The sequence below is a fragment of the uncultured Ruthenibacterium sp. genome (assembly GCF_963558415.1).
GTDB lineage: Bacteria > Bacillota > Clostridia > Oscillospirales > Ruminococcaceae > Ruthenibacterium.
Window position 1 is genome coordinate 59,602 of the sequence record NZ_CAUWGY010000002.1, and the last position, 24,893, is coordinate 84,494.

General features: G+C 46.3%; 19 protein-coding genes and 2 tRNA genes. 4 read left to right on the forward strand and 17 right to left on the reverse strand.

Translation table 11 applies throughout. The annotated features are described in order from the left end of the window. Window positions 1-391: 391 nt before the first annotated feature. From AB5H98_RS00750 to AB5H98_RS00780, 7 genes are all read right to left on the reverse strand, one after another. On the reverse strand, window positions 392-1,291 hold the full coding sequence (locus tag AB5H98_RS00750) for a hypothetical protein (protein ID WP_367923998.1): 900 nt from the start codon (window positions 1,289-1,291) through the stop codon (window positions 392-394). Between the two features lie 108 nt (window positions 1,292-1,399). Beyond that, window positions 1,400-3,352: a SipW-dependent-type signal peptide-containing protein gene (locus AB5H98_RS00755; protein WP_367923999.1), complete on the reverse strand. Its 1,953-nt coding sequence runs from the start codon at window positions 3,350-3,352 to the stop codon at window positions 1,400-1,402. Window positions 3,353-3,463: 111 nt separating this feature from the next. Continuing rightward, a complete protein-coding gene (locus AB5H98_RS00760; RefSeq protein ID WP_367924000.1) occupies window positions 3,464-4,945 on the reverse strand; it encodes a SipW-dependent-type signal peptide-containing protein in 1,482 nt (493 codons plus the stop codon). Window positions 4,946-5,024: 79 nt separating this feature from the next. Next, a complete protein-coding gene (locus AB5H98_RS00765; RefSeq protein WP_367924001.1) occupies window positions 5,025-6,422 on the reverse strand; it encodes a hypothetical protein in 1,398 nt (465 codons plus the stop codon). A gap of 216 nt (window positions 6,423-6,638) precedes the next feature. Beyond that, entirely contained in the window at window positions 6,639-7,202 is a 564-nt protein-coding gene (locus AB5H98_RS00770; RefSeq protein ID WP_367924002.1) for a TasA family protein, read from the reverse strand. Beyond that, window positions 7,186-8,085, reverse strand: a complete 900-nt coding sequence (locus AB5H98_RS00775; RefSeq protein WP_367924003.1) for an LPXTG cell wall anchor domain-containing protein — start codon at window positions 8,083-8,085, stop codon at window positions 7,186-7,188. The genes AB5H98_RS00770 and AB5H98_RS00775 overlap by 17 nt, the downstream gene beginning before the upstream one ends. Window positions 8,086-8,087: 2 nt before the next feature. Next, the gene (locus tag AB5H98_RS00780) at window positions 8,088-8,258 is read right to left on the reverse strand and encodes a hypothetical protein (protein WP_367924004.1); all 171 of its coding nucleotides are present in this window, start codon (window positions 8,256-8,258) and stop codon (window positions 8,088-8,090) included. Window positions 8,259-8,516: 258 nt separating this feature from the next. Here AB5H98_RS00780 and srtB point away from each other — a divergent pair, with 258 nt between their 5' ends. Then, window positions 8,517-9,281, forward strand: a complete 765-nt coding sequence (gene srtB / locus AB5H98_RS00785) for a class B sortase (protein ID WP_367924005.1) — start codon at window positions 8,517-8,519, stop codon at window positions 9,279-9,281. An 85-nt stretch (window positions 9,282-9,366) separates the two neighbouring features. Further along, on the forward strand, window positions 9,367-10,503 hold the full coding sequence (locus tag AB5H98_RS00790) for an anaerobic sulfatase maturase (RefSeq protein WP_367924006.1): 1,137 nt from the start codon (window positions 9,367-9,369) through the stop codon (window positions 10,501-10,503). 129 nt (window positions 10,504-10,632) lie between these two features. Here the strand turns inward: AB5H98_RS00790 and AB5H98_RS00795 are convergent, their stop codons facing one another. From AB5H98_RS00795 to AB5H98_RS00840, 10 genes are all read right to left on the reverse strand, one after another. Beyond that, on the reverse strand, window positions 10,633-13,275 hold the full coding sequence (locus AB5H98_RS00795; RefSeq protein WP_367924007.1) for a right-handed parallel beta-helix repeat-containing protein: 2,643 nt from the start codon (window positions 13,273-13,275) through the stop codon (window positions 10,633-10,635). A gap of 44 nt (window positions 13,276-13,319) precedes the next feature. Further along, window positions 13,320-16,115, reverse strand: a complete 2,796-nt coding sequence (locus AB5H98_RS00800; protein WP_367924008.1) for a SipW-dependent-type signal peptide-containing protein — start codon at window positions 16,113-16,115, stop codon at window positions 13,320-13,322. A 198-nt stretch (window positions 16,116-16,313) separates the two neighbouring features. Continuing rightward, window positions 16,314-17,129, reverse strand: a complete 816-nt coding sequence (locus AB5H98_RS00805) for a hypothetical protein (protein WP_367924009.1) — start codon at window positions 17,127-17,129, stop codon at window positions 16,314-16,316. 153 nt (window positions 17,130-17,282) lie between these two features. Continuing rightward, window positions 17,283-18,503, reverse strand: a complete 1,221-nt coding sequence (locus tag AB5H98_RS00810; RefSeq protein ID WP_367924010.1) for a TasA family protein — start codon at window positions 18,501-18,503, stop codon at window positions 17,283-17,285. A gap of 30 nt (window positions 18,504-18,533) precedes the next feature. Beyond that, window positions 18,534-19,907 (reverse strand): hypothetical protein, encoded by a 1,374-nt coding sequence (locus tag AB5H98_RS00815; RefSeq protein WP_367924011.1) that lies wholly within the window; start codon window positions 19,905-19,907, stop codon window positions 18,534-18,536. A 110-nt stretch (window positions 19,908-20,017) separates the two neighbouring features. Next, entirely contained in the window at window positions 20,018-20,779 is a 762-nt protein-coding gene (locus tag AB5H98_RS00820) for a signal peptidase I (protein WP_367924012.1), read from the reverse strand. A gap of 34 nt (window positions 20,780-20,813) precedes the next feature. Continuing rightward, entirely contained in the window at window positions 20,814-21,377 is a 564-nt protein-coding gene (locus AB5H98_RS00825; protein WP_367924013.1) for a TasA family protein, read from the reverse strand. An 869-nt stretch (window positions 21,378-22,246) separates the two neighbouring features. Beyond that, window positions 22,247-22,336, reverse strand: a tRNA-Ser gene (locus AB5H98_RS00830). Window positions 22,337-22,378: 42 nt separating this feature from the next. Continuing rightward, a tRNA-Ser gene (locus tag AB5H98_RS00835) sits at window positions 22,379-22,466 on the reverse strand. Between the two features lie 527 nt (window positions 22,467-22,993). After that, window positions 22,994-23,251, reverse strand: coding sequence for a hypothetical protein (locus AB5H98_RS00840; RefSeq protein ID WP_367924014.1), 258 nt, complete (start codon window positions 23,249-23,251; stop codon window positions 22,994-22,996). A 158-nt stretch (window positions 23,252-23,409) separates the two neighbouring features. Here AB5H98_RS00840 and AB5H98_RS00845 point away from each other — a divergent pair, with 158 nt between their 5' ends. Beyond that, window positions 23,410-24,018: a LexA family protein gene (locus tag AB5H98_RS00845; protein WP_367924015.1), complete on the forward strand. Its 609-nt coding sequence runs from the start codon at window positions 23,410-23,412 to the stop codon at window positions 24,016-24,018. Window positions 24,019-24,145: 127 nt separating this feature from the next. Further along, window positions 24,146-24,893, forward strand: a 748-nt coding sequence (locus AB5H98_RS00850; RefSeq protein ID WP_367924016.1) for a putative DNA modification/repair radical SAM protein, incomplete at its 3' end; no start/stop codon positions are given.

The following is a 24,893-nucleotide window of genomic DNA, read 5'->3' on the forward strand; positions in this document are numbered from 1 at the left end:
CACCCCTAGAAAACGTATTCTATTGCCAAAATAATACTTTTTGCACAAAATTTCAATCTTATTGAATCAAATTCTGTGCATTTTATAGAAAACATTTTCTTTTTTGTCCATATCAACTGAAAAATTCCCAATATTTTCTTATTAAAATATTTAACGTTTTCTATATTCGATTTTTGATAAGCGCCGTCTTCATCCACCCGAGAGCAAAGGCAGGATATCATTTGAAATCATAGAAATTTCTTTGTGCATTTAAACAAAACAAAAAAGCGCACAGCACTAAAATGTGCTGTGCGCTTTTCGCTTACTTAATCTCTAATTGCTTTCTGAGTTCTGTTAAATATCCAAAACTCAGCTTCGTCAAAACAATGAATCAAATTGAACTTTGTAAATCTTAAGCAGTGGCTTGGCCATCCGAATTTTGCTGGCTCGGGTCAATTCCCTGGCCGTTCGAATCCTGCTGACTTGGATTGGTTCCCTGGCCATTCGGATCCTGCTGACTCGGATCGGTTCCCTGGTCGTTCGGGTCCTGCTGACTTGGATCGGTTCCCTGGTCGTTCGGATCCTGCTGACTCGGATCGGTTCCCTGGCCGTTCGGGTCCTGCTGACTCGGATCAGTTCCCTGGCCATTCGGATCCTGCTGACTTGGATCGGTTCCCTGGTCGTTCGGGTCCTGCTGGTTCGGATCAGTTCCCTGGCCCTCAGGATTCTCTGAAACGGTTGTATCCTCTTTGAGACTCAGAGTTCCATCTGTTCCTATTTGATATGTCTTTCCGCTCTCCAAGAACGTGAAGTCACTTGAAGAAGGCGTTCCCCACTCCGCAGATAAAACAATGGAAGACGCTTGTTGCGGCTCAATGGAAACCGTAAAGGATTCACCGGGAGCCATATTTCCTGTTGCGTAACGATTAGAATCAATGGCGAGAATCCCATATCCTGTATCGGCTGTACCCGTTGCAGTCAATGTAAGCTCATAGTGATAAGCCGCATCAAACGTAATGGCCTCCTTCGGGCAGGGAACGTTGGAGAAGATCGTTTCTACATCAGATGCGCCCAAAAGATCCGTTCCTTCGCCCGGCGCTGCCGCACCAGACAAACCGTTTAAAGATTGCCTTGTGAGAGTGAGCTGCAAAGAATAATCTGCTACCGATAAGGTCTCCTGTCCTGCCTTAATCGAAGTATTGAACCAGGCCCAGGAAAAGCCCGAAAGGCAGCACAAACATACTGCAATACAAATGACTGCTGCCAACAATGGAACAGATTTTTTTCTCTTTTCTTCGTTTGTATTTTTCAATGTGTTCCTACTCTCCCTTGACCGTTGTGATTCCGGGTATCAAAAGGTACAAATATTTTATACCCTTTGATACCCGCCTCTGCTCGTAGGCAGAGGCGGGAAAAAGCTTTATCCTTGTTTCTCAACCGTATAGTAATAATACGTTGTGCCTTCACTATCTTCTACCCAATGGGCAGCTTCGCCTGTTTCAGCATTATATTTTACGTACTTTTTGCCACTGGTCATTTCGCAGACATCACCCTTGGTCAAAACGTACCCTTCCGGAATTTTGCTGTTGATCTTTGTTCCCACATTGTACCATGTTCCGCCCGTAACGCTCAACGGAGCATTATTATAGAACACTTCATCAATTGTAGTAGAATCGCAGAATGTACGATTGTTTGCATCCATATACGGACAATCGAAGAATCCGCCTGTTACGCTCTTAATGCCTTCCTTGTTGTAACTGCGGAAAGCAACAGAAGAGCCCTGGAAATATCCGCCGGAAATCAAATCTACCACACCGCTACCTGTGTTGTACAGTCCACAGCTTCCAGTAATAGAGTTTGCATACGGAGAATCCGAATGGCCCAAATATCTGCCACCGGAGATTTCTCCGATATGTCCATTGTTATAAATTGCACCCATAGAACTGCTTGCAGTGGATTTTACATTCACGTTCAGCAAATCAATGGTGCCATAATTGTAGATACCGTAGTTCTTACCGCCCACAAAGTTGCCATTGGTCAAACTTGTGATGGTACCGCGATTGATCAACGCAGAATTGCGGTTTACTGTCAAAGTATTTCCGCCCAAATCAATGCTGACTGTAACACCTTCCGGAACAACCACGTCTGCCGTGCTGATCGTAAGATCATTTTGCAGCTTTACAGTCATTCCGTCCACGCTAAGAGCACGGAGGAACTCTTCTTCGGTGGTAACAGAAAGCGCCTTGTCGTAGACAATTGTGAAGGGACTAAAGCTCGTAGATGTGAAGGTAACGATACCTGTCTGCGGATCATAATTCGCATCGTCAAGCTTCTGGTTATAATGATAAATCGTAACGTTGCTCAGGCCTTTTCCAATAAAGAAGGAAACGGTGATTGGCTCTGTATTTCCTTCCTTCAAGCCATCGATCGTAATGTCATAAGTTTTTGCGGTCTGATCCTCTCCGACAGGAACACCATCTTCAACCTGATCGGCTAACTCAATGTTCAAAGTGAGGGTTTCAGCGTTCTCATCCACCGCTTCATAAGGTACCACAAAAGTGGTCACGCCTTCAGCATCTTTCAGGATGGTATCGCCATTTTTATTAACAGGTACAGTCACTTTACCGATAGTGATCGTGCCCCAATCAGAATGATCCGGATCGCCGGTGGCCGCAGCATCATAGGTGTTATCGTCAAAGCCATTCTCTTCCAGAGGAGCCTGCACGGCACGCAGCTCTACATCAAAGCTAGCACTGGCATCTTGATAAAGGTTCCCAGCACTGTCCTGCATTTTCACAACTACATTCAAATCGCCGCTGCTTGTTCCAGCCGCCAAAATACCGCTCTCAAAGACTTTGGAACCGTCCGCAATAAAGGACTGAAGTGTTCCAACAGGAGTATCCGTATCCTGAGGAGCTCTGTATGTATCCAAAACATATACATCCAACACTTCGGCAATGTTTCCAGTTGCCTCGGTATTGGCGGGATTATTGGTTACACCCGTTGTTGTCTGGATGTTTTTGAAAGAAAGTTCGTACTTCAGAGCCAAGTTTCCAGTATTGCTCACTTTCAACGTCGCACCTTTGGAATAACCCGGTTCCCACAAACCGCCATCAAAAACAGCCGTTTCAGAGTCGGAAATATCCGTATAATCTCCAACCGCAGGAAGCCCCTCCTGCTTTTGTGCATCGGAAAGCGTATCGGTCTTTTGCAACAAAGACACTTGCAAATTGCCCGCGGTAATTTTGTTGCCTGTATTGGTCACACTATCGGTAAACCAAGCCAGTGTTGTTCCCAATAACACAGCAACGCACAACACCATAGACAAAACGCTTGCAGCAAGAGCACGCTTCGTATGTCTACTTCTCTTCATCGAGGTTCCTCCTTCTTTTTTCGGGTATCAAAAGGCACAAATCTTTTTATGCCCTTTGATACCCGCCTTCCCCAAAATGGGGAAGGCGGAAAGTACCAATTTTAAAACCGATTAGTTGTAGAAGCGATACCAAGTACCCGCATAGCCGGTGGTATCCTCAACATCTTGGAAGCTCCAATCCGTACCAGGCTTTCCGTCAAAGCTGTTGTTGGACTGAATATCCTCTACAGATACCGCAGCCAGTCTGCTTTGATCTGTGCTTGCCACACGAATATAGGAAGAATAATCCGTGCCGTTCACATTCTGCGTGCAGCTACCGAACGTATTGCCAGAAATCTTCGGCAGATTGTTAAGCTCCGCCAAATCCCAGCCAGTAGTACGAGTACCGGTCAAGTACAGAGCACCTTCGCAAATGTTCCCGGAAATCACGGCTTCTTCGCCAGTTGTCATGGCATTTCCGGCGCCGTTGCAAACTGCAATGCTTACTTCGTCATCGTTGATGGTGTTATTCCGAATGGTGTATGCACCTGTCTCGGAACCGCCAATGTACAGGTTGCCATTGATGACACAATTCTCAATGACCGTATTGCTTGCATCACGGATCTCAACGGTCTTGTTAGCATATCCATCGATGGGGTTAATGGTCAGGTTCTTCAGGGTGACGTTGTCGCCTGTGATCAGAACCGTTTGCTGCTCATTGCCGTTATAAGAACCCTGGAACTTCGCATTGATGACGGTTCCCGGCTCACCAATGATCGTTACATTGTCATTGGAAATCATCAGATGATGACGGTCAGCACCATTATCTGTGAAATTCGTAGTTACATAACTACCTGCATCCACATAAACAACGGCACCTTCGGGAGCAGTCTCTACCGCATCCATCAGAGCCTTGCCGTTCTCCTCAGGAGACTTGTTTCCGTCATAGGACACATTGACCTGCTCATATGCGGCAGACGCGTCGTAATCAGAATTATCAAATCCGTCTTTCTCAAAGTCATCCTGTGTAGCGCGCAGATATACATCAAAAGTCAAAGAACTACCTTTGTATGTATTGTCTGCCTCATCCTTCATTTTGAGGACAACAGAAAAACGACTGACATCGTCTTTTTTGTTCAATTCGCCATCGCAAACCACACCATTTTCCAGATCGGACAAGGTGCCTTTCGCGGTAGCGCCTTCCAAATTCTGCGCATCAACGTCCACAACATAAACATCCAAAACGTCTGCCAGATTTACATTCTCAGCACCCGCCTGAATATTCTGGATGGACAATTCCCACTTGAGCGCCAAAGAGCCATTGTTGACAACTTCAAAATCGTAGCCATAGCTATATCCCGGCTCCCAAAGTTGGTCGGTAAACAATTTGCCTGTCTCTTGCGGGCTGGAAGGCACAGATGTATAAGCATCCTCGCTGGTCAGAGCGCGATAATTGAATCCAACCTGCAAATCGCCTGCCTGAATGGTGTTGCCCGTATTGGTCACACTGTCAGTAAACCAAGCCATGGTGCTTCCGGCCAACATGGCAAAGCACAAGACAATGGACAATACACTGGCCAAAAGAGCGCGTCCGGTGTACTTGCTTCTTTTCACTTAATTTTCCTCCTCAAAAACTGCTTTTATTTAAGGGACAAAGAACTTGTAGTTGCCCTTTGATTCCCTTGAATACAAATTAAATCACTTGCACAACATATGTGCCATTCTCTTGTGTAACCTGACTACCAGAAGCCACCAAAGATGTGAATTGCTCCAAATTCAGATTGCTGTTTGTAAATGTGCCACTCGCAATCTGAATCCCCGTATCCGACAAAGCGCCGTCAACGGTGCAATTCACCATACTTTCTACACTGCTGGTCGAATTGTTTCTGATTGCATAAGATGTGAAAAGGCCAGAAGAACCTTGTTTTGCAATAAGTGTACTGTTGCGAATCTCACGAACGGTGCTTGTCCCGCTGTTATCAATCGCATAACATCCGTTGCCCAGGACTTCAATATAAGTATCCGTAATTTGGTCAATTGTGCCATCGTAATTGCAAATACCGTACTGTCCGGCAGCATGAATCACACTGCCATACAACGACAACGTTCCAAAGTTATGAATTGCCAAATTTGAATTGTCCAGCGTCACATTTTGCAATTCCAAAGTGCCCTCGTTTTCAAAGCAATAGGTAGAGGCTTTTGTGGAAATTGTTCCGCCAACTACCTTGAGCGAAGCACTCTCCGGAATTTGCATGCTATACGAACCAGACGCAGTAGAGGACAGCATATTGCCCATCAAATTCAGTGTAATTGATTTTCCCGCATCCATTTGGAGGGGCTCTGCAAGGCTGATATCCTCTTCCACATAAATGACTGCTCCGTTCGCCACATTCGCAATCACTTCAGAAAGGTTGGAATCACTTCCAACTCTCACAATCGCATCTTTATCGTAATTCGTGTCACCGAAACCGTCTGCATCACCCGACGCCTGCACAGATTCAAGTGCAAAACGGAAATTCACACTTGCACCGGAAAAATCCGCCGCAGAAATATCGTCGCGCAAACGCACCACAATCCGCACGCTTTCTTGACCGCCCGCTGCCAAACCGGTTGTCTGCTGAGACAACCACAACGGAGAATTCGCATAACTGGAAAGCACTCCCGAAGGAGCCTGCGGCAAACTTGTAGTGCCTTGATCAAACACGTAAACTTCAAATTTATCCGCAAGAGCAGAATCGTTCAAATCACTCATCACAATGCTGTTCAAAAGAGCTACCTTGCCCGAATTGGTGATTTGAAAATCCAGTCCACGTGCTTCGCCTGGATTCCATGCATCTGCTCCCAAAAGGCTCGCATCCTCACGGACAGGCTGAAAATCTTGCTGGGACGGAACAATCGAACCATCTGCATTCACTGTCAGACTCCGATAAGAAAAGCCCGCATCAAAATTTCCTGTAACAATGGTATTTCCTGTATTGGCAGTAGTGCTGGTAAACCATGCAAACGTAGTACCTGTCAACAGTCCCACGCACAACACAACAGACAGCAGACTCGTGAACAATGCCGCTCGGATCCGCCTGCTTTGTTTCATTGCCTTTCCCTCCGATTCGTGTTCTTTTCCGCTTCAGCGGCGTCCGGCCGCTTCGAACCGGAAGTTGCTGTAAAAATCCCCGAGGTATCCTGATGATCTTCGACAAGCAAGTCTCATCTGACAGCTTGTCCCTACGCAACCGCTGTCTACTTGAAGTACAGCATATGTGAATTATGCCTTTTTCTTAAAACACTCAAACACGGTTACGTTTATTTTTTAAGCGAAAAGTCGATCAGGATTGTTTTTTGACTGTACGGCATCGACGCGAACATCAAACGAAAGCGCCTGGTTCTTTGCAGAATTTCCAGTATCCTCCGGAATGCAAAGGAGGAATGTCAAAGTACAACGTTCGCTTCCCTTTAAGGGTTCAACGCTTTGTGCCGGTTGCTGCTTGTTGAGCTCGGACGCCTTGCCCTCAAACAGCACCTTATCTCCGTCCTTAATCGTTACATCCAGAATATCCGCTAAATCACCGGACACATTTTCCAGATAAAGATTGTAGTAGACATCGATCGTGCCCTCGTTTTCTATGTAAAAATTCTTTACCATAGTCCTTCCGGGCTCCAGCAAAAACTCTTGATCGCTGATGATCTGCTCGCCACCGTTGAGGTTCAACTTGAGCGTGCCAGTCTGAAAGGTATTTTCATCCACGGAAACCTGTGGATAGGAAAGTGCAAAGGTTGCAATGCACAGTGCGACAACCAGTAAAATCACACCGGCCACTCTTGCCACCAGCTTCTTTCTGGTCACATGCTGTGTAGTCTCACTTTGCATATTCATTCCTCGAGGCCTCCTTTTTGCGCCAAAAATAGATGCATACAAGCAACAAGGAGGAACCTGCCGCAAGAATGCTCCAAAGCAGCAGCTCTGTTGTATCGCCCGTCTGGGGAAGCGGTGCAAGAGCCTTTACCTGATCCGTTACGTACCAGTCAAAGTCCGCCTTGAGCTGTGCTCCTTGGTATTCATTTCCCACCGAAGTATCCAATGAGACATCGATTTGATAATACAAATCGTTTTTCCCATCCGACGCAGTTTCTACCTTTTGGGAAAATTCTTTTTTATTCACTTGGTCAAACGGAGCATCGCACAATACCACGCCATCGTTTAAGCGTGTCACTTTGATATTCAACACTTTGCCCAAGTTGAGTGTTTGATCCGTCACTTCCGTACGGAAAGCCAGAGTAATATCCGTATTATGATAAGCTCTCACGCAGAAATATCTTGTTTCTACATCGCCGGGAACCATATTCTGTACCTGGAACTTTTCATTGGCCTGAGGCATTCCCTGATACAACAACAAAGCCGAAGCCTGCACCTCTGTAGTCGCCTGTTCCGAAGAAGATGAATTGGAATTGTTTGAAGCCGTGCGGTTACCGTTGCTTGTCCGGTTCGACACAACAGCCTTCTCATCATCCGAAACATCTTTCGTTTGCGCAGATGTTGAAGTAGCGCTCAAAGTAGAAGTTGTATTAGATGTAGAGGACTCATCCTTCTCATCCAACATGCTTTCCGGCACGTTCATCACAGTCGGTTCCGCTGATTCTGCCGCCTGACGCTGGAACAAATTCACAGCCAATGCCACAGCGCTCACAAGCACCAAACAAATCAGAAGAACGATCACCGCCTTCAGCGCAGTCGAATTTTTTTTGTTGTTCTTTTCCATTTTTATCCGGCCACCTCTTCCACTTGAGAGTATCGTTTGTTTAAGTTCATTTCTGAACCAACGCATGTATCATAAAAATATGATACATGCCGCATTCCCCTGCTAAACATTTCCAGTTGTTCACAGGTGATTTCATCGCGCAAAATACCTGCTGGGCACAGCGCACGATTCATATATAGTTTAACTCCAAACCCGTGTGATTTCAAGGGTAAAATGGCACTTTTTACCAGATTGATACATTATACGCCCTGATTCGTACTTTTAAATAAATTCTGTTTTTTTGTTAAAATATCAAGTTTCGATACAACGCATTTTATCTTAAAATAAGCGCAAAAATATTGCCGGATACTTTCCAAATGTGTTAGACTAAAAATCAGAAAAATTTGACGTTTTGTCTTTTCGCTAGACATACGCCTGAATGGAGAGAAATGATGCAACGGAGCAAGCGTCGAAAAAGTCATCCGATTCTGACCATTTTGGAAATCGTCCTAATCGGCGTATTTCTATTTAGCGCAGGAAAAATCGGATACGCTTTATGGCAATATCACAAAGGAGATGTCGGGTACCAGGCCATTCGGGAACAAGTAAAACCGGCTCAGGAACATCTCGTATCAAATTCGGGCGCAAGTGAATCCTTACAGGAGCAGGTTGACTTTGCGAAACTGCAACAACAATACCCGGACGCGGTGGCCTGGCTTCACTGCGATGGGACGGAAATTGACTATCCTGTGATGCAAGCGGCCGACAATGACTACTATTTGCGACGGTTGCCGAATGGCGAATGGAATTTGGGCGGCTCGCTTTTTTTGGATTATCGCAGTTCATCTGATTTTTCCGGTGAACTCTCTTTAATCTATGGCCACAATATGAATGACGGCTCGATGTTTTCTGATTTAGAAAACTATACGCGTCAAGATTGGTACGATGAACATCCTGTGTTCACCCTGGAAACTTCACAAGGAGTTTCCAATCTCCAAGTGTTATATGGGTTTATTATTCCCGCACAGCAATGGGTGGATTTGGAATTTGATGTACCTGGCAATCGCGAGCAACTGATAGATTATGCCGCGTCTCATACGACTTTCATCAGCCAAATGCAGTGGGATGGCGTTTCCCCTTTGGTGGCACTGTTGACCTGTGAAACTACAAACGATCAAAACCGATACGTTTTGCTCTGTGCGTTGCAGACCGCCTAGGTATTTCCAAAGCTGTACAGCGCTTGCTGTGCGGCTTTCCTTTTATTTTCAATGGCGGATATTTCGCCGGAAAGGATCTGTTTATATGCCTGCCATTACTGTGATGCTCAAGCCGGCTTCCGGCCTCTGTAACATGCGTTGCCGCTACTGTTTTTATGCGGATGAGCAAAAGAATCGGTCGGTGCCGAATTATGGAATCATGAGTGAAGAAGTTTTGCGTGCTGTACTGACTCGGGTACTGGATTACGCCGATGGAGAGTGCACCATCGCATTTCAGGGGGGAGAACCTACCTGTGCGGGACTGCCTTTTTTTCAGCGCGTCGTCGAGTTGGAACAAGAACTCAATCACAAGCATGTAGTCATTCACAATGCGATTCAAACCAATGGCTATGTCATAGATGATACATGGGCGCAATTTTTTTCGGACAATCATTTTCTAGTGGGAATTTCGCTGGATGGTCCCAAAGAACTCCACGATTTGAACCGATTGGATGGAAAAGGCAATGGCACTTATAATCGTGTGCTACGTGCTATTTCCATTCTAAAAAAGCATTGCGTTGAATTTAATATCCTCACGGTTGTCACTTCGGCCACCTGCCGCAGCATACGCAAAACATATTCCTTTTTTCAGCGAAACGGTTTTGATTACCAGCAATACATTCCTTGCCTGGATCCTTTGGGTGAAAACCGTGGACAGCACGATTACTCCCTGACGTGCAAAGCGTTTGGACAATTTTTAAAGGATCTGTTTGATTGCTGGTATGAGGATGCCTGCCGCGGTCACCTGACGTATAATCGCTATTTTACAAACCTTTTGATCATTCTTACCGGCCAACAGCCAGAGGCATGTGGAATGCTTGGACGATGCGGTATGCAATACGTAGTCGAGGCCGACGGAAGCGTTTATCCCTGCGATTTTTATATGCTGGATGAATGGCGCTTGGGAAACTTTCTCACGGATACTGTAACAGACATTGATCGAAAGCGTGAAGAACGAAAGTTTATACAAATGTCTATGGAGGTAAATGAAAACTGCCATCCGTGCAAATGGTATCCTTTATGCCGTGGCGGATGCCGTCGAGACCGTGAGCCTATGGTAAACGGGCATCTGCAAAAGAATTATTTCTGCGAAGCATACTATGAGTTTTTTGAATATGCCTATCCTCGCTTAGCACAGCTTGCTCGAGCGGTGGAAGCCGGCGTGTTCGGTTCCCATATCTAAGGAAAGCGGAGCGTTATACAGCTCCGCTTTTTTCATTCTTATCATGAAACCCTGTCCCATGGCCGCTCACAAAAAATTGGCGCCGTACTTGCGGAGTACGGCGCCAAATATTTTTTATCTGTGCTGAATTCAGGCTCCGGTGTAAGCCGCTCCATTCAGCAGACAATTGTTGCAGGTCAGTTGAACCTCGTCATCCAAGTCCTCAAACAAGGCACCCGTAACCGATGCCCCGTTGATGGTTACACTCAAACCACCCGCTCTGGAATACCCCTTAAAGGCAGCAAAATCCTTATTTTGAGGCAGCGTAATGGACACATTCGAGAAATTCAGCGTTACATTTTGATCATACGCGTAAAAGTTTCTTTGGTACCAGAAATCCCCATAATTGGTAACGCCCTGTTTTGCAGTTTCCGGTACGTTTACGGAGCCATTTTTAAATGTCACCGTAACATTTTCTCCCAAAGCGCACAGCGAACCGCCAAAATCTTTGGTAATGGTGTAGCCATTCAAATCAATTACCGTATCGGCTGTGAAATACAATGCATTTTGCACCGTAATGTTGTCCGTCAATTGAAACATACCGCCCCGGCAAACATATTCTGTCAGCGGCGTTCCTGTAGAAGTGTTCACCGTCTCTTCGCCCAAATCACCGATCTCACTCACCTGTGTAAAAACCGGCTTTTTCCCGGTCAGATCCAACAAACACTCGCTCGGTGCCGATGCGCCTTTTTCCCAACACAGAGTAGATGCAACCGTATTTTCATACGCAGTCACATTGGAATACTCTGTTTTATAGCCGCTGAGGCTATAAGCGGAACCAATTGTATTATTTGCAATTACGGTCTCCGGATTGTTGAAGCCGTCCCACAGCCAAATGGCATTGCTCCTAATAGTGTCTTCAAACACATTGTTGGTCACGGTGAATTTGCTGGCCGATGTAAGCTGCAGTGCCGCACGATCCACTTCGCTATTGTTGCGGAACGTATTTCCATCGATGAAGAACTCCGTTTGATTTCTCTGGAAGTTCACACCTCGTGTATATCCGTCAACAATATTGTTGGTAAACTTTACAGTACCGGTGGAATCTCCCTGCACAAACAATGCATACGAACCGCTGTCGCCCAACGTATTGTTGAATTCGCAATCATTCACTGTCAAATCAAGGCCATTGTTCCAGTAAATATAGATCTTACCGTCGACTACACAATTATCCAAAGTCAATTTGTACGTATAACCATACGTTCCGCCGGTAAAGGTCATTTGCGCCAGAGAAGATCCCTGTTCAAGCACCAAGTTGCTGAAGCTCATAGACGCAGTGGGCACATTGGGTCCCCACCAGTTATAAAGATTCCGAACCGGAACATTCAATACCAAACCTGCAGTCTCATTGCCGCCTTGCACATTCACTGCCGTGATATTGCGCTCTCCGTAATAAGACGCTTTTCTGCCAAAGGAGAACAGCAGTTCATTGTCAACCGTCTGTTTTCCATAAATGGTCCAAGTGATCACGCCGTTGTTGGTGAAGAGCGCATCAAAGGCATCCGCAGATGCTGTTCCCTGTTCCAACCCGGCCAGTTCCGCCACAACCGGACTAATGGCATCGTAAGCCTCCTGTACACTGGAGAAGATCTTTCCTTCAAACCCAGCAATGCCGCTTACAGACGCCCCAGTATAGCTATCCGGATTCTTGTCATACACAATGGTAAAAGGACTGAAAGATTCGGTCTCGAAAGTGAGATACCCGGTACCTGCGTCATAAGACGCCGCCAACTGTTCTCCGGCATGGTACAGCACAACACCGGTCAAATCTTTTCCAATGGGCAGGTTGACTGTAAACTTTTGACTCGATGACGGGTCAATGCCTGTCACACTGATCTCATAAGAAATTGTCCCTTGTGTAGCAGTATTCACTGTTACGCCTTCTGCCAATTCGTCCGTAGGCATAATCGTCAGACGCAACTGCTCTGCATCCGCAGCGATTGCAGCAGCCGGCACCAAAACACTTGCTCCGCCCACTGTCAAGGTTGTGGGATCCTGCCAACCTTCTGCAGGTTTTTCCAGCACGGCGGTACCCGAAATCAAAGAACCCCAAGACTGGTCGGGGCTTCCATCCGCCAAAGCATCATATTGACTGTTGCCAAATCCATCTTCCTCATAAACTGCCTGTGTTGCACGCAGTTCTACATTAAACGAAACGGAACATCCTTTATAAAGATTTCCCGCATCGTCCCGCATTTTAAGTACGACCGAAAATGCTGTGCTCTCTTTGGCATTCAATAACTCGGAACCCGTTACAAGGCCTCCTGCCAATTCCGAAAGCGTTCCAATACGATTCGCTTGTGTGAGCGCATTTTCCGTGTCGTCCACACCAATTACATAAACGTCCAACACATCTGCGATTTGAGCAGCACCTGTGCTGGTGAGGTCGGTAAAATACAACTGCCATTTTAACGCCAAATTTCCATTGTTGACCACTTTTAAGTCGCGGCCATAGGCGTATCCAGGCTCCCAGAGCTGACCGTCTGCCGTAGTATCATAGAACAGTGTTCCGTCCACTGCAGGATCGCCACTGATTTCCGTATAAGGTGCATCGTTTGTTTCACTTAATGCACGATGATACAACTCTACGTCCAGGTTGCCCGCCTGGATGGTATTGCCTGTGTTGGTTACGCTATCTGTGAACCAAGCCAACGTCGCACCCACCAAAAGCGCAACACTCAGCAAAATGCTCACACCGCTCATCAACAGTGCTCTTCGCGTTTTTCGTTTCATTTTTCTCCTCCTTTTGCAATGAATGAGCCTGCTTGCACCTACAATTACCGAAGATCATTAATGCTTGTCCCCTCTGCCTGAGAAAGGGCTCCGCTATAAGTGCCTCCATACAAATTGATCTCTGCCACAGCATCCGGATAAGCCTTCTTATCAATGGATGTCTTTAATGCAGCTTTTTGGCCGGTATACGTTCCATCGTACAGATTTACGATTCCACCCGAGCTCAAAATATAAACGCCATATCCTTCGCTGGTGTATGTGCCGCCATACACATTCACAGTGCCTTTGTCATACCAACCGGAGAAAGGATTTTGACCGCTGGTGGTGATGCAGGAATGATACCAGTCGCTTCCCTGAGAGACGCCCGTCTGCTTGAAATTGCAATCATACAGATTGACTGTTCCGTCCGATGCCTCCAAACAAGCACCTTCCGAAGCATTTACGGTCACTCGCCGCAACTCCGCAGTGCCAGAGCTACCCAACTTCAAAGCAGCACGGTTGGAAACTTTACTGTTTACAGTCACATCTTCCATCACAAGCGATGCATTGCTTTTGAGAAGTACGCTTCCAGCACCAACTCCCGCGTCAAATGTGCCGTTTTTCAGTGTCAACGTACTATTACCGCCCCATTGAAATGCGTTGCTGTAACTGGGTGCATTGTAGGTATTGTAAATCGTGTGACCATTCAAATCGATCACAACATTTTTTGTGGAGCTGTCATCATAATTCGCCACGCCGTAATCCCATTTGATTTTTTCAGCGTCGGAACTCACTGTCAAATTCTGTGTCAGTTTAATAACTTCTCCATCCTCAGCCTCACCGATGGCATTCTGCAGTTCCGCCAAGGTAGAAACATACGTATAACGATTGTCTTTATAGTAATCTCCGGACAGCTCATCCAAGAATTCACCGCCGTTGATCACAGTATATCCCGTGTAATACGTTCCGTCATTTTTCATACCATCTACTTTGATGGTGTCATGAATCTTGTCCTCAAACACGCCGCCGTTGATGATGATTCCTTCATGGCCCTCTTCATATGCGTAGAACACACCAAAGAACGCATAGTTATTGTCCACATTGCGCACAAATGTTCCGCCATTGACCTCAACCACCGCAGGGCCGGAAGTATATACCATGCGGAACGAAGTTCCCTTGGTGCCTCGTCCAAGCGTGTAATCTCCGCCATTTACAACCATTTTGCCGTCATCGCCTGCGATGCATCCGTTCATAATGCCATACACCGTGGCATTTTCGATCGTCAAAGACGCATTGGGATACTTATCAGACGTATCGCCATTGGCAATGGCATAAGCAAAGCCCAAATTCAAACCATTGTCAACAGCCGTAAAGGCGCCATCCCGAATGGTCATTGTACCCAGATTGCGCACGGCATTTCCGCGTTGCACTCTGTTTTCATCCGTCTGATCTGTATTGCTGTCGCCATATGTACCGCCGTTGATGGTCATTGTGCCATAGTTGACTACTGCATGACGGCCCTGCGCTTCCATATCCGTAGTATACACGCAAGAATCAACCGGACCGTTAATGGTCATTGTGCCGTAGTTTTCCAACAAACTGCCCGGATTGACTCCCTTGAGATCATATCCTGCCAAATTCAGAACAACATTTTTTCCAGATTCGACTTTCAAAGTCTCAGTAACTTCGATATCGGCTCCCAGCGTAATGGTTCCGCCTGTCTCCATGGCAGTTTTCAACTGGCTAAAGCTGGTAACCACCGCGCTGTCAAAGACGACGGTAAACGGGCTGAACGAAGTAGCTGTAAAGGTAATAAAGCCTGTCTGGGGATCGTATTGAGCATTGTCCACAAGCTCAGAACCGTGGTACAAAAGCACATCTCCCGTCAATCCTTTTGCCACGAACAATTCAACGGTAATCGGCTCCTGATTTCCTTGGACCAAACCGGTCACAGTAATCTCATACGTGATGGCGCCCTGATCGTTGCCTACCGGAACATTCTCATCCACATTCTGTTGACGGACAATTGAGAACACAATGGAAGAAGCGGATTCATCGATGGCTCCTGCCGGAATATGTGCAGAGGCATTGACCACTGCAGCAACAGTGTCCGTCCATCCACCTGCCGGCTTTGTAATTGTCACCGTACCGCCTGCCGGCCATTCCTGGTCGGGAAGTCCGTTGGCCTGTGCGTCATAATTTGAATTGCCGAAGCCGTCTTTCTCCACAGTGGCCTGTGTAGCCATAATCGTTACATTTGCAGAAAAGGACGTTCCCTGATAACGATTGTCTGCATCTTCGTTCATTCCATAAACGAGAATAAAGCTTGCGGACTCACCTTTGTTTAACGTAACAACCGTAGACTGTGCCAGCGTATTCAACTCGCTCATGGGGCGCTGAGTGAACTGGCCCTGCACAGGATCCACCTGAACAAAGTCAAACCAAAGCGCATCCATCAATCCCGCGTCCGTCACATCAAACTGCAAGCGGATATTGGTCGCCAAATTCCCGGTATTTTCTACCTTAAGCAGTTTTGCATTGGAAATTCCCGGCTCCCACAGTTCTTCACTGATAATCGCACCTGCATTTGGGTCCTTCAAATTTTGGCCCTCTTGCTCAAAAGTAAAGGGGCGATTTTGGTTGATGCCATCCACCTGATATTGCTTTCCGGATGTATTATTCATATCCAGATCATATGTATAGGCGTCAATTTGAAGATTTCCCGCAGTAATGACGTTGCCGGTGTTGCTCACGCTGTCTGTGAACCACGCCAACGTAGTTCCCACCAGCACCGCCACGCTGAGCAGGATGCTCACCGCGCTAATTATCAAAGCTTTTCGTGTCCTCTTTGTCCGTTTCATTTTAAACCTCCTCGGAAAATTATCGAAAGCCCTTGCTCAATAAATGTGATTTTTAGACGATACTCCCAAACCCTTTGCTGATTTATGCAATAAAAGAAAGCACAGAGAGTCCATCCAACCTCGCTGGGATGCTCTCCGTGCCTTGTCTTTATAAATTCAATTTCATCGGAGAACAAACCAAAAGTTCAGCGCTCTTTATTATGCCTCATCACTTGCTAAATTGCTGTTTTGATCGACCGTGTCAGATACTTCTCCTTCCACCGGATCTTTTGTATTGGACGTAGCTCCTTGATCTTGAGAAGTGTTCACATCTCCTTGTACGCCTTCATCCGGAGAAGTGCTTTCATTCACATCATTATCAACGCTTTCACTGCTGGTGCTCTGAGATGTTGATGTGCTTTGATCCGTGTCAGGAGTTGGATCCTCGATGGTGCCCGGAGTCTCGTTCGTTCCCGTTGCATCTGAACCTTGCGGAACATCTGCCGCCACTACAAATTCGCTTCCGGTCCAAGAATATGCATTTTCCCCTGAAAGAACAAGGGAAGATTCCTCAGGCGGCGTTCCCCATTTTGTACCAAACTGAACCGAAACCGCCGCAGCCGCATCATTGGCAACATCAAATTGCAATGTGGCACCCGGAATAAGCTGCACAGTGTTATAAGAAATTCCACCAATGGCCACTGCGCAATATCCACCTGAGGCCGTGCCAGATGCAGTCAAAGTAACTGTATATTTTCCGCCCGGAAGAAGTTCGTACGAATTGGTAGTGGCATCCGTCGGAGTAAGAGCCCTTGTTGTTTGCCCGTCTGTAGCCGAAAAGCCGGTCGTAGAACCGTCCTTCTGAACCACAGATACGCCAATATCAAAAGTGGCAGCAGTAATCGTCTGGTCCGCAGACTGCAAGTCTGCCGCAAACCATGCCCAGGATACCCCCGAAAGAAGGCATACACACATAGTCACACACAAAAAACCAACCGCTAATTTTTGAAACGTCAATGATCCGTTCGATTTCATATCTCTTTTCCCCTTGAAAATTCTCTCAAACCCGAATTGTTTCTTGAAGGCCGTTATACCCTCCTTTATTTGAATACACAGGGTATCAAAAGGCGCAAACCTCTTTGTGCCCTTTGATTTCCTGCTCTCGCAAGCGAGAGCAGGAGATAAATTTTATTCCTCAGGAACAACTGTATACCATGTTCCGTCTTCTTTTTCTTCTGTAATCACCTTATAGCCTTCCGCAACAAAATTCGCCACAGGGCTCTCATTGGTCGCATGAGAAGGATCATACTCGAAGAATGTACCACCGCGAACTACAATGGTAGATGCACCAGACTTATAATCCGCATCACGGATATTCAATGTCCATTTGGGAGTGACGCATTTGAAAACGCCGCCATTAATTTCAATATCGCCACCGTTGGAGGCGTAAATCATATCCATCTGATCGTCTTCGCGTCCATCAGCGATGTTATTCGTATATGTACCGCCATTGATCACTACCTTGGAGCCTTCGCCAAAAGACCATACCGCCATGGCATAATTATTAACGTCGTTTGCAACAACTGTGCCATTGCCGTTAACCGTCAATTGTCCGCCATTGCCTACGGAAAATACTCCATCGTAACCGCTTGCACTGTACTCAATCTCGTCCAAATCAACGGTTTTGTTTTCACCAGCATTTACGAAAAGGGGCTGCGTAGAAAGATTTTTGGCCTGTGCATCGTACTGGTCGTTATTAAAGCCATCCTTTTCCACAGGCGCCTGCGTTGCCAGGATGCTCACATCCGCCGAGAAGGTTTTTCCTTTGTACTCATTGCCGGCTTCTTCTTTCATGCCATACACCAGCACAAACCGAATCGTTTCGTCCTTTTCGACCGTCAGTTCCATCTGCTGCGCCAGCGCGTTCAACTCGCTCATCGGGCGTTTCTCAAAATTGCCCGTTACATTGCCATCTGCATCCAACTGAACAAAGTCAAACCAAAGTGCATCCTGCAGACCGCCATTTTTCGTTGTAAAGCTCAAGCGAATCTTTGCTGCAAGATTTCCGCTGTTCTTTACTTCCAGCAACTTTGCCGAAGAGATACCCGGCTCCCACAGTTCCTCTCCAATGATTGCTTTTTTATCCGTCTTCAGGTCTTGCCCGACTTTTTCAAATGTAATCTCATTGCCGTTGTTTACTCCCGGAATCGTCACTGTTTTGTCGCCGGTTGCATCCACGTCGTAAGCCATTGCATCAATGCTCAGGTTTCCCGCTGTGATCACGTTTCCCGTATTCGTCACACTGTCTGTGAACCACGCAAATGTGGCACCCACCAACATTGCTGCGCACAAAACGACAGCCAGTACACTGGCGCCCAACGCGCGCTTTGTTTGCTTACTTCTTTTCAACAAAATCGCTTCCTTTTCTTAGATTTTACCTTAGTTTGTAAATGCCGATACCGGCAGCATATCGCTGAAATCTATTCCGTTGCAGACCCAGAGTATATTCGTATCCAATGCGTCTGCTCCTGCGCCTTCAAACTTGTTCCCGCTGATTGTCATATTGTCAAACAAGAAGCCCACAACTGTAATTGCACTATCGCTTACATATTTTTTTGACACATTGACAAACGTATTTCCCGTCAGAATCCATTTCGCCTCCGGAGCGCTCACAAAAGAACCTTCGTCTCTCAGTTCCAAATGTACGTACCGCGTTCCCTGTTCGGTGTTTTCAAACCGATTGTTTGTCAAAACCACTTCTTTAATGTTTTTGGAGGTCAACTGTATACAATCCCAATCTACATTCCGGAATTCGCAACCATCCACAACCAGCTTTTCTGTTTTGGGGTCTGTAACATAGATGCTCGAAGCATTGTTGCTTTCGTTCTCGGGGGATTCAAATGTGATTCCTTTGAATGTTACTTCTTGCGCATTTACGTATACCGATTGTCCCTTCAAAACCGCCTCGCCGTTTCCTTCCAGCGTCACATTGTTCTTAATCGACAGCGGTCCACTCAAAACGATCTCCCCTGACAGAGTCAGAACGTCGCCGTCCTGTGCCTGGCTGAGCGCATCTTTCAAATCTGCTTCATTCTTGATCTGTACCTTTGCCTGTGCATCGTACTGGTCGTTATTAAAGCCATCCTTCTCACCCGTCGCCTGCGTCGCTTCCAACATAAAGTTCATAGCAAAGGACTTGCCCTGATAGCTTGTCATATCTGCATCCGTATACATGCCATACTCAAGCAGAAAATACCCATACTTTTCTCCGCTATCCGCAGGGAAGTTCAAAGATGATTTCTCCGCTGCAAGTTGTTGCATATTGTGCACTTGAGAATTGTCCGATGCAGGGCGTGCATTGGGATCTGAAAACTGGAGTTTGTCATTGACCCCGGCACGTTCTGGCAGCGCCTGAGAACTCGTAAATGGTGTGAGGGAATACCAGAGAACATCCGACAGAGATGCATCCGTAACTGTAAACGATACTTCCACATCAGCCGAAATATCATTGTACAGATTGCTTACCGCAATCACCGCAGCACCATAATCTCCCGGCTCCATATCATTGACACTGATCAAAGCATCCCGAGAAAGATTATTGATCGTCCCCCATTTTACTTGTCCGCTTTCATCAACCTGATACCGGGCTCCAAAAAAACGAACGTCCATATTTCCGGTATGGATTTCATTGTTGGTGTTATTGACGCCATCCACGAACCATGCAAATGTAGTGGCCGTCAGCATAGCGATGCTGAGCAACACAGACAGCGCACTTGCCAACAGAACACGCGCTGTGTTCTGGCCTTTCTTCATTGTCGTTCCTCCTTGCTTTTGCAAATTTGAACGGATATCAAAAGACACAAACGCATGCGTTTATATCCTTTGATACCCCGCTCTCCTGTGGAGAGCGGATTTCAAAATGGTTATTTATATCCCTGAGTTTCGTCTTTTCTTGGCGGCGCACTGACCGCTCCGCCAGGCTGCTGATTTTGTCGCATCTGTGCTTGCTGCATCTGCTGCAATTGACGAAGCAGCCGCTCAGATTCCGCACGCTCCCTGGCCAGTTGCTCGCGTTCACGCGTAAGCTGTGCAAGTTGATGATCCCGCTCTGCACGCATCTCAGCCATTTGTTCACGCCGATATTTTCGGAACAAGCGAACGCTATTGAACCCCTGAATTCCAATCAAAAGCAGAAACGGCACCAAAATGCAAATTACATATCCTGCCGGTGTGCGCAAAAATTGGAAGAAAGTTCCCACTTTCGGCAGCGAAAACTGATATTTTCCTACTACCTTGTCGTATGTGACGATGGTTTCATCATCCTGATCTGTAGTGGTACCATATGTAATGAATCCCGGCTGGCCATCCTCTGTCGTGGTAAGCTGCCGAATTTTATGAGTGACGATTGCTCCATAGTTTTCGCTATTTGTGGACTGGAAAGCAATGATGTCGCCCGGTTGTAACGTCGAAGGGTCTACTTCCTTTGTCAAAACCAAATCTCCCGCGCTAAAATCCGTAGCGCTCATAGAGTCTGACAACACAATAAACGCCTTATAGCCGAACAAATTACGGTCTACCTGATCAAATGTAAGCACCGATACGACGGTGAAAATCGTCATACACACAGCAATCACAATAATGATCCATGTAATGACGGACAAAACAATTTTCCGTGCCTTGCGCATTGATGCAGCTCCCTTTTATATAATAATGTATATTTTAATCAAAGGCTCGTCCGGGATTGTTTTTGGCCTGAACCGCATCTACTGTCAAATCAAAAGCAAGTGTCTGGTTCTTTCCGGCATTTCCTTCTTGTTCAGGATAGTGGAACGTAATCGTAAACTCACTGCGCGAATTTCCCGCCAGTGGTTGTGCCAACTCGATGGCCCCTGCCTTATTCAAATTTGCAGGCGTTCCCTGATAGAGCGTAACGATTGAATTCGGATTCGTTACATCTTTTATCGTAATTTCAAGAATGTCTTCCAGACCTCCGGTAACATTTTCGAAATACATCCTACAATACACATCGACTGAGCCTTCGTTTTGGACAAAAAAGTTTTTTTCTACTGTCATGCCCGGCTCGAACAAGCGCTCGTCCGCCTGAATAATGGGCACATTGTCATTTAGATTTAATTGAACGGTACCCAGCGTAAATGCGTTATCGTCCACAGAAGTTCTCGGATACACCAAAGCCAGCGTTGTAATGCCCAAGCACACCGCCAGCGCAATGACAGCAATGACACTAAGGATCAGCTTTCGACGCGCATTACCTTGTTCCTTCATAAATTTCTCTCCTTCTTACGCGGGAAAAGCAGCAACACCGCCAACAGGAAAGCCCATGTTGCTAAAATGCTCGAGAGCATACATCTGCTCCCAATTTATCACAGAAATCTCTGTGATACCGTCCACCTAACGCCTGTCTTTCACATATCCCGTCTTCGCTTTAAGGCATCTTGCGAAGCACCTGCACTGGTCACCAAAATCGTCCTTTAACTGCTTGTCCTCTTTTGGTACACTTTCGCAGCACTTTCCAAACAGAGACAAAGCGCACAAGCCAATGTCTCACCGGGATAATCATACGGTTATTCTATAAAATTCTCCACAAAAGCTACTTATGTAGGAGTAAATTTATCAAACAACCGACTGACCTTTTGGCATTGGTTGTACGTAGAAAATAGTAGCATATTCTTCCAATATTTTCAAATTTTTTTGCCGCTCAAAAGCGCCGCTTTTATAAACTAAAAATTGATTTTTTTTGATTGTATACTTGGAGTTTATAAACAAGTGTCTCGAGAAAAGGTAAATGTTCGACATTTCGTTATTTTATGAATTTTATGTAAAATTTTATAAAAATTTTTTCTGAGAAAAATTTTGTTTTTGAATGCCCTTTTTATCCTTAATATCATCTATTTTTTACTCTAATATGCTGCGTTCAAAATTTGTGCCAGATTCTGATACAAATCCTTGCAAAAAGAAAAAAGCGCCGGACCTATACCGGCGCTTTTTATACTATGCATCCTTTCGTTCATTCACCCTGACTGAATTTTCTATCTGCCTATTCGTACGCTTTCCGCACGAATGCACTTACCCTTTCCAAACGTATTTCCACAACAAAAAACAAACCCACAACACAAATGTGTTGTGGGTTTGTATGGCGGAGATGGAGAGACTTGAACTCTCGCGCCGGTTTCCCGACCTACTCCCTTAGCAGGGGAGCCTCGTCACCACTTGAGTACATCTCCATGGTAGCGTTAATGATTCTTTTGTGCACTTTGTGAGAAATGTGGCGGAGAAGGTGGGATTCGAACCCACGGAACATTGCTGTTCAACGGTTTTCAAGACCGCCTCCTTAAACCACTCGGACACCTCTCCACAGCGGCTATTAGCCTTGAGCGCTCTAGAATCATACCACATAAAACCATTCTTGTCAATAGGTACCTTGTCAAAATACGCATACGCGGCAAAGTGATGCATGCGCATTTGACGGACGGCGGCCGACTATGCCGAATATATTTGGATATTGAAAAAGTAAAAAACGCATCCACAAAAATTGCAAAAATCTTTTGTGATTCGGTGTCATTTTGTTGGGATTCGTTGTTTTAAGCTTTATTCTGCATCTGCGTCGAGTGGCTGACTAAGCATCTACCAAACAAGGAGCAGACAAAGGGCGACAGCAAGGTATGCTGTCGCCCTTCTTTATCATCACAGAAAGGGGAATTTTCCATGACGGAAACAGAATATGAAAATGGCGATTCACCATGCTGCTATCACCGCCATCCGGCAGCATATAAATCGCGTTTTGCGACGGCCCCGTTGGAAGCTTCACTGGAGCGGAGCTCTCCCGTATAAAATCACCCACGAGAAAGCCGCAGAAACAGCAATTTTTTCGTTTCTACCATTTATGCTACGCGCATCGGTTTGGACGAAGAAGTTGCCATTCGAATGCGAACGCGCTTGACTTTATACCGTTTATGTTGCACAACACACAAATGTTCGTCGATCTGATAGAGCCCCCATGCTAACAAAAAGGCCCCCGGAGTCACCAACATTGCCACAGTCGGCGTTCCTTCTTCATACACACCTAAGCCGCAAATTGCCAGGAACATCAGCAAAACAACCCCTGTCCTAATCAAACCGACCATTAACATCCGCCTCATATGAATTCCTCCATTCGTTATTGTTACAATAATACAACCGTTGGTTGTTGTCAATACTTTTTACAACTTTTTTTATTGAATATTTAAATATACTCTTTACTTCGACAACGATAAGTAGTAATATTAAATTAGAAAATCATAAGAAAGGAGCTGTGTTGATGTTTGCACAGCGTTTAAAGGAGCTTCGAAAACTTCGGGGCATCTCCCAAGGAGCCTTGTCCAATGAACTGGGACTCTCGCAACAGGCCGTTGGGAAATGGGAAACCGGCCGCTCCACGCCTGATCCCGCTATGCTGGCACGCATTGCCGCCTTTTTTGATGTAAGTACAGATTACCTTCTCGGACGGACCGAAACGGCGGCAGACGCAGGTTGGCAAGCCGCCGGGGAACACCCCATTCCCATTATTGGCACAGTACGCGCTGGTTATGGAGCGCTGGCCTTAGAAGAGGACTATGGAGAGGAATACGCGCGTGTCAAAGATCCTCAGAATTACTTTTATCTGCTGGTGAAAGGCGACAGTATGGAGCCTCGCATTTTTGAGGGAGACTTGGCCTTGGTCCGCCGCCAACCGACACTGGAAAGTGGAGATTTGGGCGTAGTGGTGTTTGGAGAGGGCGAGGGGACCCTTAAAAAATACATTCGGCGCGGCAATACTGTCATTTTGCAACCTTTTAACAGTGCCTATCCTCCACAAATCATTATGGGAGAAGATCTGGACCATTTGTACATTGCAGGGAAAGTGGTTGAAACCAAAACCAAATGGTAAAATCTTTCCATGCCTTTATCATAGCGCACTAACTGTACAATAAAACGTACTTTTAAAAGCCTCGGCGCAAAATACGGCGAGCGGGGCTTCTTTTTTTGCACCTTTTTTCAAAGGACGGAACAAAACGATGGAGCTGCTAAAAAAACTGGAAATTTTGACCGACAGCGCAAAATACGATGTAGCGTGCACTTCGAGTGGTGTGGACCGGCCCGGAGACGGACAAAGTCTGGGCAACGCAGTACGGGCAGGAATCTGCCATGCCTTTGCCGCCGACGGGCGTTGTATCAGCCTTTTAAAGGTTCTTTTGACAAATGTATGCATTTATAACTGCAAATACTGTGTGAACCGGATCTCCAACGATGTACCTCGAGCAGCTTTTACGCCCCATGAACTTGCGGAGCTGACCATTCAGTTTTACCGTCGCAATTACATCGAAGGGTTGTTTCTTTCCAGTGCGGTGATTCGCAGTCCCGATTACACAATGGAACAAATGATCCGCGCTTTGGAACTTTTGCGCAACGAATATCACTTTCGGGGATACATTCATGCAAAGACCATTCCGGGCGCGGATCCTTCCTTAGTGAAGCGGCTTGGGCTACTCGCCGATCGTCTAAGCGTGAACATTGAACTTCCCAGCGAAGAAAGTCTCTCTCTTCTGGCCCCCAATAAAACCAAACGCGCGATCCTTGCTCCCATGGGGCAAGTGCGGGATGGCATGGCCGAAAACAAACGTGAACTGGCGCTTTATCGCCATGCTCCACGCTTCGCTCCGGCCGGACAGAGCACACAGATGATTGTGGGAGCCAGTCCGGAAAGCGACTATCACATTTTGCGCCTAACGGAGGGGTTGTACCAACGATACCAATTGAAGCGGG

Coding starts and splice junctions, on each gene's coding strand:
- AB5H98_RS00755 (WP_367923999.1), bottom strand. CDS start 3,352: ATGAAGAGAAGTAGACATACGAAGCGTGCTCTTGCTGCAAGCGTTTTG.
- AB5H98_RS00765 (WP_367924001.1), bottom strand. CDS start 6,422: ATGAAACAAAGCAGGCGGATCCGAGCGGCATTGTTCACGAGTCTGCTG.
- AB5H98_RS00770 (WP_367924002.1), bottom strand. CDS start 7,202: ATGAATATGCAAAGTGAGACTACACAGCATGTGACCAGAAAGAAGCTG.
- AB5H98_RS00775 (WP_367924003.1), bottom strand. CDS start 8,085: ATGGAAAAGAACAACAAAAAAAATTCGACTGCGCTGAAGGCGGTGATC.
- AB5H98_RS00780 (WP_367924004.1), bottom strand. CDS start 8,258: ATGAATCGTGCGCTGTGCCCAGCAGGTATTTTGCGCGATGAAATCACC.
- srtB (WP_367924005.1), top strand. CDS start 8,517: ATGCAACGGAGCAAGCGTCGAAAAAGTCATCCGATTCTGACCATTTTG.
- AB5H98_RS00790 (WP_367924006.1), top strand. CDS start 9,367: ATGCCTGCCATTACTGTGATGCTCAAGCCGGCTTCCGGCCTCTGTAAC.
- AB5H98_RS00795 (WP_367924007.1), bottom strand. CDS start 13,275: ATGAAACGAAAAACGCGAAGAGCACTGTTGATGAGCGGTGTGAGCATT.
- AB5H98_RS00800 (WP_367924008.1), bottom strand. CDS start 16,115: ATGAAACGGACAAAGAGGACACGAAAAGCTTTGATAATTAGCGCGGTG.
- AB5H98_RS00805 (WP_367924009.1), bottom strand. CDS start 17,129: ATGAAATCGAACGGATCATTGACGTTTCAAAAATTAGCGGTTGGTTTT.
- AB5H98_RS00815 (WP_367924011.1), bottom strand. CDS start 19,907: ATGAAGAAAGGCCAGAACACAGCGCGTGTTCTGTTGGCAAGTGCGCTG.
- AB5H98_RS00820 (WP_367924012.1), bottom strand. CDS start 20,779: ATGCGCAAGGCACGGAAAATTGTTTTGTCCGTCATTACATGGATCATT.
- AB5H98_RS00825 (WP_367924013.1), bottom strand. CDS start 21,377: ATGAAGGAACAAGGTAATGCGCGTCGAAAGCTGATCCTTAGTGTCATT.
- AB5H98_RS00840 (WP_367924014.1), bottom strand. CDS start 23,251: ATGAGGCGGATGTTAATGGTCGGTTTGATTAGGACAGGGGTTGTTTTG.
- AB5H98_RS00845 (WP_367924015.1), top strand. CDS start 23,410: ATGTTTGCACAGCGTTTAAAGGAGCTTCGAAAACTTCGGGGCATCTCC.